The sequence below is a fragment of the Crenothrix polyspora genome (genome assembly GCF_900163755.1).
GTDB classification, from domain to species: Bacteria; Pseudomonadota; Gammaproteobacteria; order Methylococcales; family Methylomonadaceae; genus Crenothrix; species Crenothrix polyspora.
In genome coordinates, this window is the sequence record NZ_FUKI01000152.1 from 1 (window position 1) to 12,011 (window position 12,011).

At 41.0% G+C, this 12,011-nt stretch carries 9 protein-coding genes; 6 read left to right on the forward strand and 3 right to left on the reverse strand.

All coding sequences use genetic code 11. The features are described 5' to 3' along the window. Nucleotides 1–152: 152 nt before the first annotated feature. Together CRENPOLYSF2_RS15445 and CRENPOLYSF2_RS15450 are read right to left on the reverse strand one after the other, a co-directional pair. Nucleotides 153–647, reverse strand: a complete 495-nt coding sequence (locus tag CRENPOLYSF2_RS15445; RefSeq protein ID WP_087144846.1) for a PIN domain-containing protein — start codon at nucleotides 645–647, stop codon at nucleotides 153–155. Continuing rightward, nucleotides 635–985 carry a UPF0175 family protein gene (locus CRENPOLYSF2_RS15450; protein WP_087144847.1) on the reverse strand — a complete coding sequence of 117 codons (351 nt, stop codon included), beginning with the start codon at nucleotides 983–985 and terminating at the stop codon, nucleotides 635–637. The genes CRENPOLYSF2_RS15445 and CRENPOLYSF2_RS15450 overlap by 13 nt, the downstream gene beginning before the upstream one ends. Nucleotides 986–1,139: 154 nt before the next feature. On the opposite strand from CRENPOLYSF2_RS15450, the gene CRENPOLYSF2_RS15455 reads away from it, so the two are divergent. Next, a complete protein-coding gene (locus CRENPOLYSF2_RS15455; protein ID WP_087144848.1) occupies nucleotides 1,140–2,069 on the forward strand; it encodes a hypothetical protein in 930 nt (309 codons plus the stop codon). A gap of 378 nt (nucleotides 2,070–2,447) precedes the next feature. Beyond that, complete coding sequence (locus CRENPOLYSF2_RS15460; RefSeq protein WP_087144849.1) at nucleotides 2,448–3,980, forward strand: CotH kinase family protein; 1,533 nt, start codon at nucleotides 2,448–2,450, stop codon at nucleotides 3,978–3,980. Between the two features lie 295 nt (nucleotides 3,981–4,275). Here the strand turns inward: CRENPOLYSF2_RS15460 and CRENPOLYSF2_RS15465 are convergent, their stop codons facing one another. Further along, a complete protein-coding gene (locus CRENPOLYSF2_RS15465) occupies nucleotides 4,276–5,049 on the reverse strand; it encodes a Fe-Mn family superoxide dismutase (RefSeq protein ID WP_087144850.1) in 774 nt (257 codons plus the stop codon). Nucleotides 5,050–5,671: 622 nt separating this feature from the next. Between CRENPOLYSF2_RS15465 and CRENPOLYSF2_RS15470 the strand changes: the two genes are divergently transcribed. The 4 genes from CRENPOLYSF2_RS15470 (at nucleotide 5,672) to CRENPOLYSF2_RS15485 (ending at nucleotide 11,870) form a co-directional block, all read left to right on the forward strand. Continuing rightward, a complete protein-coding gene (locus CRENPOLYSF2_RS15470) occupies nucleotides 5,672–9,082 on the forward strand; it encodes a FecR domain-containing protein (protein ID WP_176371138.1) in 3,411 nt (1,136 codons plus the stop codon). A 51-nt stretch (nucleotides 9,083–9,133) separates the two neighbouring features. Next, a complete protein-coding gene (locus CRENPOLYSF2_RS15475) occupies nucleotides 9,134–9,925 on the forward strand; it encodes a hypothetical protein (protein WP_087144852.1) in 792 nt (263 codons plus the stop codon). Between the two features lie 689 nt (nucleotides 9,926–10,614). Then, nucleotides 10,615–11,226, forward strand: a complete 612-nt coding sequence (locus tag CRENPOLYSF2_RS15480; protein WP_087144853.1) for a Uma2 family endonuclease — start codon at nucleotides 10,615–10,617, stop codon at nucleotides 11,224–11,226. A 32-nt stretch (nucleotides 11,227–11,258) separates the two neighbouring features. Next, complete coding sequence (locus CRENPOLYSF2_RS15485) at nucleotides 11,259–11,870, forward strand: Uma2 family endonuclease (protein ID WP_087144854.1); 612 nt, start codon at nucleotides 11,259–11,261, stop codon at nucleotides 11,868–11,870. The last annotated feature ends 141 nt before the right edge of the window (nucleotides 11,871–12,011 follow it).

Below are 12,011 nucleotides of genomic sequence, written 5' to 3' on the forward strand. Positions count from 1 at the left end.
AGCAAGTTCATGCTTCGACAGGCTCAGCACGAACGGTGGTGGCGTTTAAGTTGTTCAAGTTATTTCATGCACGTTCCTAAGCCGTTCGTGGTGAGCCTGTCGAACCATGATCGGCTTAAGCGCTCACCCTTCAACAGGCTCAGTGGGTAGCCTTAATTCTTGATAATGGGCATATTACTTTTTAATTGCTTAATCACGGCTGGTGAAATACGGTAGCCGACCTGATTGAGATCAGCAATTAAAATCTCGGCATCGACAATGAGTGCTTTTTGTTCCGCTATAAACAATACGGCAGCTGTACCCACAATAGCAAGTTGCTTACGCAATGCCTGTTTACGCGCTAGCGCATCATCCAAAATCAGTAAAGTTTTACTGCCGGTTTGTAAGGCATACTCAATACTGGATTGCTCTCCAGCGCCTAAACTTTTTGATAAGTTATGTTTAAAATTTGGATTGGCTATGCACTGTAACCAGCCTGTATTTAAAGCGTGTTTAATAATGAGCGCATCAGCAGACGGGTGACGTAAGCATTCGTCGGCAACGGCCTGGGTAATGGTTAGCGTTGGAAAAAGGGCAGCTAATAAATGCAGTTGGTTAATTTTGGCCAGTGCAATAACGGGCCCAGCATCGGCAATTACGACAGCCATGAATCCAGTGTTTCTAATTCTTTGGCGGTTTGCTGGTCTGGTATAACCAAATCAATATCCAGCTGGGTTAAATGTTCGATAAATTCAGACAGGCTTAAGCCACTGATTTGCGCAGCTGCCCCCAAAGACAGCACCCTGTCCTTAAATAAGCTGGCGGCCAAGGCAGGTTTTAACTGCTCGCTGATGTCGCCCAGCGAGCTTTTAATATTTAAGATCATGGCATTGGGTTCATTACCTTTTAAGATTAATACCGGTTCTTGTTCGGCGTGTCTAAGGGCTTCCGAAGGATTGCGTTTTAAATTCCTGACATTGGTTGCATACATGGCCGATCCCGTCATTAAAAATACCAGTGTAGTCCACGCTAAGGGAGAACACAATAATAATCAAAAAAGTTTCTAATTTGATGGGTTAATTTAATGTTTGCTATCATTCACAGGCTTACACTTACGCTAGACCGATTGAAATTTTAATTGAACTGGATTTATTAGGAAGATGGATATAACCGTTAAAGATTTCTTAGAAACAACAGAAGGTCTTGTTTTCGCAGTAGTAATGCCAACGTTGGAACAGGGCAAAGTGCTGTGTTTTTTACGTTATGTAACTGAAGATCACATTTGGAAAAAGCTGTCTACAGAACAGGCCAATACTTACTTAAAGCAACATTATCCCCAGTATGTATATTATTCACCTGTATTAGATGCCCATCTCCATGCAGTAACCTTAGAACACATAGCCCTTCATCACCAACCCAAACAACGTTTGCGCCAGCTATTACAATCTAAACATAACGATGTGATAGAAGACGATGCGGTTCAGTTATGTGATTTATTACAAGCCAATACAGTTAATATGGCGCAACTCGGTATTACCGGTTCGTTATTGATTCGCGCGCAGCACTCTGAATCGGATATTGATCTTGTCTGTTACCAAAAACAAACGTTTCAGCACTGTCGGCAGGTGATTAAGTCGCTGATTGAGCAAGGACACTTGCAGAATTTATCAGCGACAGACTGGCAGGAAGCGTATAGCCGCAGAGATTGTTCGTTAAGTTTTTCAGAATACGTTTGGCACGAACAACGTAAATACAATAAAGCCATGATTAACGGTCGCAAGTTTGATTTGAGTTTGATTAACGATCCTGCGTCATCCAACACGGACAGTTACCGAAAATGCGGTGCAATCACTTTGCAATGCAAAGTTACCGATGACAGCGGCGCGTTTGATTATCCGGCTGAGTTTGCTGTGGATGCGGAAGGAATTGCTACGGTAGTCAGCTTTACCGCCACTTATGCAGGCCAAGCACAGCGAGATGAAAGTATTGAAGTTTCAGGTGTTTTAGAATGCAACCAACACGGTATTAAACGGATTGTGGTAGGTTCTAGCCGTGAGGCGCATGGGGAGTCTATTCGGGTGCTAGGCTAATACTGATTCTAAAAAGCATTTTATCCACAAAAGTCCAGAAAAACTTTCTTTAACAATCAAGCTATTCCCCGTGCGTGTTAGCGTGTCCACTAAAAAATAGAAATATTGCAATCTTTTTTAACAAAAGTATTGCATCCAAACAACATCTTAAAAAACAACTTAAAATCATAGTGTTATTTATGCATACCTAAAATAGCTCACTGTATTTCTTTACGCGCCACGTAAGCAATTACCTACAAGCCATTGATAATAATCAATTTTTTATACCACCGCCGGATTATAATCCGTTACAATTGAATCTTTTCTGCTAGAGACCTGTCTTTTTGCGAAAAAAAACCTCAGTTCGTTAATTTACCAGACATTTGAAGGAATTTTTCTATGCGTAATAAATTAGGATTGTGTTTGATGCTAGGATTAGCTGTTAATACATTGCTGTTTTCTGGCTTAGCACAAGCCGTCTCGTTCAGCCGATTTAATGTAAAACTAAACGGCATTGGTGTCAGCGCTGACAATAGTCGCGCTAACAACCAACGCCTATTCGTCTCATTAGGTAAAGGCTTTGCAGCCGCAAAACCCTTTAATCCAGTACTAAAATATGAAAATGCAGGAAATTATGTTTTTGAATGCGGCGGTGTTAAATTAAAAAGCGGCGCAACCTGTCACCTAAAGCCAGTAAAATACGGTGATAGTTCACAAGTTATCCGGCTCTACAATAAGGGTAGACTCGCTGATACTTACACGCTGATCTTTACTAATCTACCCGTCATAGAAATCAATACAAGCACTGATATTATTAATACACCTAAAGTACCCGGCAGTATTCGGTTAATGAGCGGTGAGTTTAAACAAGATACCGGCAAGCGCTCAATGGGCATTGAGCTTCGTGGGCAAACAACCCAGGCATTTTCTAAAAAATCGTATGGTTTTCAATTTGGATCGGGCAAGAAAAACCCTAAAATAAGATTACTGAATATGCCGGCAGGCGATGACTGGATTTTAGACGCTTCTTACGCGGATACCAGCTTTGCACGTAATCTTGTCAGTTTTGATATCTTTAATCAAATTCATCCCAATAAAGATAAAAACAGACCGCGCGGACAAAATGCTATCAAAGGCCATTTGGCTGAAGCTATTGTTAATGGTAAATACGCGGGTGTTTATGTTTTGGATCAGCATGTAGGCCCAACATTACTGGGTTTAAAACCGACAAAAGGCACGGTGATATATAAAGCAGATTTCGCCCAGTGGAAACAGAATCTTTTCTTCCCTTACAAAAAAGGCGACATCGAAGTTAATTTTTCTCAAACCTACCCCAAAACTAAAGCTGACTTTACCCCGCTGAAAAAGCTTATTGATTTCGTCGCTAAAGCGGACGAATTTAATTTTACCGACAACATAGCAGGACAGATTGATCTGGCTGGCTTAGCCGATTGGTACTTACTAACAAAAGCAACACAAGCTTCTGATAACACCTCCAAGAATTTTTTCCTTGCTAAGAATGCTAAGGGTAAATTTTTTGTTGTACCGTGGGATCATAATGCAATACTGGGTATGTCTTGGGATGGTAAACCGGAACCGGTGAGCACTTTCTTTGCAACAGCTGATAATAATCTCATCAATCGACTTCTACAGTACCCTGATACCAACTTCGCGCTTATACTAAAAAAGCGCTGGGCAGTACTCAGAAAAAGCGTTTTTACAGAAGCTAAGCTACTGGCGCGTTTTGATCAATATCATGCACAATTAGTACACGGTGGTGCAATAACCAGAAACAGCAACCGCTGGCCACAACCTGGCACTGTTGGCACTGATAAAGGTATTTCTAATCCTAAACTGAGCACTAGAAAATACATGAGTAATTTTCTAAAAGTACGTTTACCTGCAATGGATGCCTACATTAGAGGCCTTTAATTACTGTACTGTTGGTAATTAGTAAAAATACCGTCATTTAAACACCTGCATTAGCGGTTTACTTTCTCGGTATAAGACAATCGTCAGAGTGGCGCGGCTATGCTGCCCACCCTGACGTTTTTAAGACTTTACACAGTGCGCTTATCCCTGTGCTTTTACAGCGTTTTCAACTTAGGACAGTTACAGCCACCGTTCGTGCTGAGCCTGTCGAAGCATGAACGGCACACTTCGACAAGCTCAGTGCGAACGGTTACGCTGTAACTATTGAACTATGAAAACGCTGTACGATTAATTATTACATTTTTGCTAGGCTATTTTTGGCTGCAAAATCCCAATTAATTAAATTATCCAAAACACCATTTAAATAATCAACACGCTTATTTTGATGATCTAAATAATACGCATGCTCCCAAACATCAATAACACACAAGGGCTTTAAGCCTTGTGTAAAAGGCACGTCTGCATTGCTGGTTGTGATAATTTCAAGTTTTCTTTGTTTATTAAGCACAACCCACACCCAGCCACTGCCAAAATGCCCTTTGGCCGCATCGAATAATTTTTGTTTAAAGCCTGGCCTAATCCACTCACCTTTATTATTTTTAGTGGGGTTAGAAAAATGGCCGAAATCACGTCTAATTAATTTTAATAGATAACCGCTTGGTGGCGCTTTATCACCCGCCCCTGGTTTTAAACTGTCCCAATAAAAACTATGATTCCACGCTTGTGCCGCATTATTAAAAATAAGCTTGGGTAATAAACTTTTGCCTGCGGTGCGTTTAATAATTTCTTTCAGTGGCATAACATCGTATGGCGTGCCAGCAATGAGACTCCTAAGATTAGCCACATAGCCCGCATGGTGTTTGTTGTAATGAATACTTACTGTTTTTGCACTGATATAAGGTTCTAAGGCATTTTCTGCATACGGTAATGCCGGCAGGATAATCGTCGATTGCTGACCGAATGCCAATACCTGGCTGCTAAAGCCCGTTAAACCAGATGCCGCAACAGCGACAGTCGCACCACTAATGCGTAAAAAATTTCTACGATTGATCGAATGACTCAAACTCATAACACTCTCCGATTCACTTATTAAAAAAGGTCACAAAACGTAATTATTCAGTCACCCGCTTTTTTCAAAGCGTGCAATGAATACATTATCACAAAATTTACTTTGCAAACGCGACTATTGTAATACGGATTAGCGCAGTATCTTTATGGGCTAGCTACTTAATGCAGGGCAACTGCATATAAACGCCACGGTTCGCTTATTTTTTAAGGTATTTCGAAATATTGGTCTCCTCGATATGAAAAATAAGAGCTGTATTCCACAAAAACGCGAAAAATAGCTTTATCTTTCGTATCTTGTACAGACATTTTTTTTTGGCAGTTTCATTATTAAAAATCAGCTTAGGAACGCGCACGAAATAACTTGAGCAAGTTCATGCTTCGACAGGCTCAGCACGAACGGTGGTGGCGTTTAAGTTGTTCAAGTTATTTCATGCACGTTCCTTAGTAACTTAAATCTTTAAGGGCGGCGCATTATGGGCATAGCTTAATGGCGGTAAAATGAAGCCAATTCGTCCGTTAAGCAGAAAATCCATTTTCACCAATGTGTGAAATATTGACTTGTTAATACAGTCACATAACACTATCATCTGGATACTTCAAACCACCCTCACACAGGGATGATAATGCGTTATCGGGCTATTCCATTACTGGTTTTATGTTACACATTGTGTGGGTTAAGCAAGGCGATTGCCCAGCAAAGTTGTGAAAATAGTCATGCCGCAAAACTGGTTTCCTTACAAGGTAAACTGTTTTTTGATCTCAATAGCCAAGGCCAGTGGCAGCCCGCCCAACTCAATGACAATTTATGTGAAGGCGGTCGTATACGGGTAGATGTATACAGCCGTGCCATACTGCTATTACCCAGTGGTATTGTTTTACGGCTCCACGAAGGCACAGTATTATCTTTAAACGCAATTTCCCCTAAAAATCCCCCCTTATTAGATATGTTGAAGGGTTTTGTGCATTTTATTAGCCGAACCCCTCAACGCCTTAATATCACCACGCCTATTGCTAATGCAGGCCCTGAAGGTACTGAGTTTGCGCTAAGGGTTGATGAAAATAATGCCGCATTGTGGGTTTATGAAGGTGCGGTAAAGTTTTTTAATGTCCACGGCAGTGTGGCGCTTAAGCCAGGACAGGGCGCACAGGCCTTAGCAGGGCACGCACCCAAAGCACAAATTAACATTACGCCACACGATGCGGTTAATTGGGCACTGTATTATCCGCCACTATTGCCTTATCCCAATGCGGCTATGATTGTTGATGGCGATATTCGCTCAGCAGTAGAGACTTTTCGTCAGGGTGATGTTGATGTGGCTTTATCACGCTTGGATGCGTTAGCCAGTAATAAACAAATACCGTATTTTTTTAAAGTTCGCGCGGCTATGCGGCTTACCGTGGGGCTTGATGGCTTGGCTTTGCAGGATATTCAAACCTTGCTGGCAGATAATCCAAAGGATGCGGAAGCTTTAGCGTTGCAATCGATACGTGCGCTCAGCCAAAACCGTAAGGACGAAGCCTATGCGTTGGCGACGCAGGCCATTACGGCTGATCCGCGCTCGGCTAGCGCGTATTCTGCACTGTCGTATGCGGAGCAAGGCCGTTTTGCGCTGGATAATGCTTTGCAAGCCGCCGAAAAAGCCACCCAACTAGCACCCCACGATGCGATGGTGTGGGCACGTAAGGCAGAGCTTGAGTTGTCTTTGGGGTTGCTGTCAGACAGCAATCAGGCTGCACAGCAGGCTTTAGCACTGGATGCCAGATTGGAAAGAACGCAAACCGTGATGGGTTTTTCGCAATTACTGCGTATTAATATTAATGACGCGGTACACTGTTTTGAAAAGGCGATCACGCTGGATTCTTCCTCGCCTTTGGCGCGTTTGGGCTTAGGTTTGGCTAAGATTCGTCAGGGTAATTTGGCAGCTGGTCGGCAAGAGTTGGAGATTGCCGCCACACTTGATCCCAGTAATGCGTTAATCCGCAGTTATTTGGGTAAAGCGTATTACGAAGAAAAACGTGATACTTTGGCTGAAGATCAGTTTGATTTGGCGAAGCTGCGCGACGCTAAAGATCCAACGCCGTATTTTTACGATGCGCTGCGCAGGCAAGCCAATAATCAACCTGTTGCAGCGTTACGAGACATGCAGCAGGCGATAAAGTTAAATGATAATCGGGGCGTTTATCGCTCTAAGTTGATGCTAGATCAAGATTCTGCCGCCAGAACGGCAAATCTTGCCCGACTCTATAATGATTTAGGCTTTGGTCGGGTGGCTTTAAAAGAGGCTTGGAAGGCGTTGGGGCAAGATTCAAGTAATCCTTCGGCGCATCGGTTTTTGTCTGATGCGTATGTTGGCCAGCCACGTTACAGAGCCGCCAGAGCCAGTGAGTTATTACAAGCGCAATTACTGCAACCGATTAATATTACCCCTGTGCAACCACAGCTTACCAGTGAAAATATTGGCATTCTTAACAGTACGGGGCCAGGTAGTTTGTCGCTGAATGAGTATGATCCGTTGTATACTTCAAATGGGGCGCATTTGGTATTAAACGGGGCGTATGGCAGTAATAATACCAAAACCGATAATGCGATTATTTCCGCTGTGTATGACCGATTATCACTGAGTTTAGGTCAGTTTCATTATCAAACCGATGGCTTTCGTGTTAATGATGCTTACCAGCAAGATATTTATAATGCGTTTGCACAATATGCGTTTACGCCGGATTTAAGTGTTCAGCTAGAGTTGAAATCAGATGATGTACGTGCCGGTGATGTTGCTTTTCGGTTAAATGGTTTTCACCGAGATAAACTTAGCCAAGCGATAGAGCAGGATACTGTGCGCGTAGGTGGGCATTTGAGAATTGATGCTAAGCAGAATGTTATTGCTACTTATTCATATGCAACGTTGAAGGATATTATTAGCTCTAAACTGCCAATAACTATTTTAGAAGTTCCATTGGTAGATACTTATGATTCGACAACAAACACAGAGGGACATCAAGCTGAATTACAATATACTTTTAAGTCTGAGTCATTGAATATTACGATTGGGGGTGGGTATTTAAATCAACCAAAGAATTTTAATATCAAAGAGACTAGAAATGGAGATGGGATAACGGAGATATTTCCTATTACAAAGGGAAATAAAAAAACTGATTTATATAATGTCTATATTTATCTAACAAACCAAATTGCGTCGGGACTTACATCAGTGATAGGACTGAGTTTTGATTCGATAGCAGATAGTTTGTTTGATAGGCAACAATTCAGTCCAAAATTTGGGTTTATTTGGAAGCCCAAAACTAATTTAACTTTGCGTAGTGCTGTATTTCGTACACTTAAACGGCTATTGGTATCCAATCAGACTATTGAGCCTACTCAAATTGCGGGTTTTAATCAGTCTTTTGATGAGTTTGATGGAACTGGCTCCTGGCAATACGCATTTGGGGTTGATTATAATCCTTTTGATAAACTGTATTTGGGGGGCGAAGTTACGTGGAGAAATGCCAGTGCGCCGGTTAACAAGGCCAATAATTCGACCCAGGTTTATTTTCAACGAAGAGACGTATTGTCTCATGTAGCTTATTTTTATTGGACACCCGCAGATTGGCTTGCGCTTAAGGCTGAATATAAGTACGACAAATTTGATAGAGATTTTGATCCTACTGCCTATGATCCTTATAACCCTGGCCAGCTAACTACACAACAAGTACCGTTGTCAGTGAGCTTGTTTCATCCCGGTGGATTCTTTGCCAAACTTACTGGAATTTATGTTGATCAACAGTCGCTCGAGGGAGTTGATCAGCTTACGGACGTTATTAACCCCAAAACAAACAGCTACAGTGATCATTTTTGGACATTTGATGCATCTGTTGGTTATCGATTCCCAAAAAAGCTTGGGGTAGCGAGCTTGGAAGTAAAAAATCTGTTTGATAATCATTTTAGATTTCAAAGTGCTTTCGATGCCAGCGGCCCACAAACAACACCTTTTGTGCCTGAGCGGCAATTATTTTTAAAACTTAGTTTATTTTATTGATTGAAGGTAATCAATATGTAAATATCTTTAGCTAAATAGTGAGGTTAAAAAATGAAAAACAAAACATTGATACTGATTGGAATTTTATTATCTATCGGTGGCTTGCTGGTATATTGCGGTGCGGCGACATTACCACCTAAACCAGTACCAGCTGCTATAGACTTTATTTCTAACTTATTTGGAAAAAATATAGTATTGGTAACAGGTGTCGATTTTCAGACTGGAAAATCAGTTGTGTTAAATCCAATCACTGGGGAAGCAGTAACTGCTTGTGATTCACAAAGCACAAAAGCTGGCTGTACTACGCAACTCATTAGTTCCGACCCACAAATTTCTAACCCCAACCCAGAACTTACCAGCGCCATCAATAGCAGCCAAAAGATTATATTTGGCGTCATTAATAAAAATGGTAAAAATATTCCTGCAAGGTTTGTTGTTACTGTAACAGCTTTGTATGAGGGATCAAATTGTGCTACTTATATCTCTGCAGGAAGCCAATGGGAATCTTGTACAACTCTTGAAATAGATTGCAATTCGTTATTACCATTAGTGCGGTACGGCAATAAGACTGAGTCTATACGAAAAAATGTTAGAAATGTATGTGGTGGAATACCTAAGACAGGTATTGTAGCGACATTACCTGCTCCATCGTGGAGGAAGCAATGGAGGGAGAAAGATTGTAAAACTTTAAGATCAGTGTATCGAAAAGCACCACCGCCTACAATAGCAGAAACACCTTCAACAGGCGCAGTTACTTATACATTGGCTTATAAACAATATATATGGGATAGCTGCAAGGATATAGCGCTGCCAACCCCACAAACTTGGGGGGCAAGACCTTAATGCAGCAATATAAATATAGTAAGTGTCTAATTTAATTGTAGTACAAGCGAAACGGAGATTTAGTTTATCTAAATCTCCACTTTCACATTTTGTTTTTTTCAATATGTTAATTTGTAATTTTTATTACATTTTTAAGGAGTAACAATGAAAAACTTAATCGTTTTTCTGTTTGTCAGTTCAACTGCTGTTTCTATGGCATCTGAGTGTGTAACGTATATTTCTGCAGGGCAGCAATATCAAGTATGCAGCAATCTGAAAAAAGAATGCGCTCTTTTATTCCCGAGCTACGCATTGAGTACTAGCGAAGTGCAACGCAGGAGTATTAGAGCGACGTGTGGTGGAATGTTAGCGACAGCAACAGTGGGTGGAATAGAATCACCATTGTTACCTATATGGAGAAGCAATTGGCGAATTAAAGATTGTACTAACCTAAAACGAGTTTATAAAACAACACCTAGTTATACATTGGCTTACAAGCGATATATCTGGGATACCTGTAGAAGTGTACCGCCATTAACATGGGGAACCAGACCTTAACGCACCAGCAGTTACTTATTCATCAGCTTACTGGAAGTATATTAGAGCTTCTTGTACTCTTCTGTAGATGGTTCGCACCAGTAACTTACCAAAACTATGCTGAGTAAAACAATTCCGCTTTAATTGAATAACCCGACTTACCGAGTCAAAAAATGAGCAAAATTACCGAACTATCACAATTAGATTTAAACAAAACCTACAGTTATGCCGATTATTTAACCTGGCGTTTGAATGAAGCGATTGAGCTAATTAAAGGCAAAATTACACTGATGTCGCCCGCGCCAAATGTGAAGCATCAAGTTCTTGAGAGAAATTTTATTATTGCGATTGGCACATATTTAAAAGGCAAAAAATGCAAGGTATTTCCTGCGCCTTTTGATGTACGCTTATACGATCGCAAAAAATCCATTTTGGCCAGTAAAGACATACACACGGTAGTGCAACCCGATTTATGCGTGATTTGTAATCCTGATTTATTGGATAAGCAAGGTTGTAACGGTGCGCCCGATTGGATTATTGAAATTGTGTCAAAAGGTAATTCCAAGCGGGAAATGAACATTAAGTATGATTTGTATGAAGAAAGCGGGGTAAGCGAATATTGGCTGGTTTATCCAGAACAGCAAGCGATTCATCAGTTTGTGTTGGATGACAAGGGGCGTTATCAATTAAAACGCATGTATGCAGATGGCGCTGCCATACCCATGTTATTCCCCGATTTAGCCATCGATTTGGCTGAGGTTTTTGAAGATTGGGATGATGATTAAACGAAGGTATTTTGTATAAACAGGACTGACTAATGGCCAAAATTACTGAACTATCACAATTAGATTTAAACAAAACCTACAGTTATGCCGATTATTTAACCTGGCAATTTAGCGAAGCGGTTGAGCTAATCAGAGGCAAAATTACCTTAATGTCACCTGCGCCGAATGTAAAACATCAGAGTATTTCTGGTAATTTACACGGTATTTGTTACCCATTTTTTCGTCATAAAAAATGCCGACTATTTGCCGCGCCCTTTGATGTACGTTTGTACGATCGCAAAAAATCTATGTTAGCCAGTAAAGACATACACACGGTAGTGCAGCCCGATTTATGCGTGATTTGTAATCCTGATTTATTGGATAAACAAGGTTGTAACGGTGCGCCTGATTGGATTATTGAAATTGTATCAAAAGGTAATTCCAAACGGGAAATGAACATTAAGTACAATCTGTATGAAGAAAGCGGGGTAAGCGAATATTGGCTGGTTTACCCGCAGCAACAGGCGATTCATCAGTTTATGTTGGATGACAAGGGGCGTTATCAATTAAAACACATGTATGCAGATGGCGCTGCTGTACCCATATTGTTCCCTGATTTAGCCATCGATTTGGCTGAGGTTTTTGAAGATTGGGATGAAGAATAATTAAAATAAGACCCCGCCAGATTTTTAAAATCTGGCGGCTCTGGATGTTATGTAATGGTTGTAGCTAATTTAAATTAAAAACTCACATTGAGCGGCTACCCTCCCGTTAAATTTTGATTTAGACTTAAGTGCCGACTTGTC

What these genes read in the sequence shown, in the direction of transcription:
- CRENPOLYSF2_RS15475 (WP_087144852.1), top strand. Translation starts at nt 9,134, where the DNA reads ATGAAAAACAAAACATTGATACTGATTGGAATTTTATTATCTATCGGT.
- CRENPOLYSF2_RS15445 (WP_087144846.1), bottom strand. Translation starts at nt 647, where the DNA reads ATGGCTGTCGTAATTGCCGATGCTGGGCCCGTTATTGCACTGGCCAAA.
- CRENPOLYSF2_RS15460 (WP_087144849.1), top strand. Translation starts at nt 2,448, where the DNA reads ATGCGTAATAAATTAGGATTGTGTTTGATGCTAGGATTAGCTGTTAAT.
- CRENPOLYSF2_RS15470 (WP_176371138.1), top strand. Translation starts at nt 5,672, where the DNA reads ATGCGTTATCGGGCTATTCCATTACTGGTTTTATGTTACACATTGTGT.
- CRENPOLYSF2_RS15485 (WP_087144854.1), top strand. Translation starts at nt 11,259, where the DNA reads ATGGCCAAAATTACTGAACTATCACAATTAGATTTAAACAAAACCTAC.
- CRENPOLYSF2_RS15450 (WP_087144847.1), bottom strand. Translation starts at nt 985, where the DNA reads ATGACGGGATCGGCCATGTATGCAACCAATGTCAGGAATTTAAAACGC.
- CRENPOLYSF2_RS15465 (WP_087144850.1), bottom strand. Translation starts at nt 5,049, where the DNA reads ATGAGTTTGAGTCATTCGATCAATCGTAGAAATTTTTTACGCATTAGT.
- CRENPOLYSF2_RS15455 (WP_087144848.1), top strand. Translation starts at nt 1,140, where the DNA reads ATGGATATAACCGTTAAAGATTTCTTAGAAACAACAGAAGGTCTTGTT.
- CRENPOLYSF2_RS15480 (WP_087144853.1), top strand. Translation starts at nt 10,615, where the DNA reads ATGAGCAAAATTACCGAACTATCACAATTAGATTTAAACAAAACCTAC.